This window comes from Gilvimarinus sp. 1_MG-2023, from assembly GCF_030548285.1.
Genome location: NZ_JAUOSC010001110.1, coordinates 1 through 266, shown reverse-complemented (window position 1 = coordinate 266; position 266 = coordinate 1). Strand labels below are relative to the sequence as shown.

The window sequence follows — 266 nt, the reverse complement described above, 5'->3', positions numbered from 1 at the left end:
CCTGGAACTGGACCAGCACGCCCCAGCTCTACAGCTACCGCTGCGAGAGTCAAACGTCCGTTCTGTACTACCGCATGACCGACACGACCCCCGGCCCGGTCAGCGTGGTTTATGCGCTCAATCAGATCACGGTGGACGTTAACCTCGGCCTGGCCCCGCTACTGATCGGCGCTCAGGTATTTACGGTTGATGGGGTGCAAGTTGTTGATCGCGGCGATGGTTACCTGTACCGCAATTGGTCAGCAACCACCGCGGCAGGTCTCCAG

The 266-nt window shown here is 60.2% G+C and carries 1 protein-coding gene; it reads left to right on the top strand.

Translation table 11 applies throughout. The features are described 5' to 3' along the window. Positions 1-74: 74 nt before the first annotated feature. Positions 75-266: hypothetical protein (locus Q4563_RS20300; RefSeq protein WP_303605799.1), on the top strand; the 192-nt coding region annotated here is incomplete at its 3' end.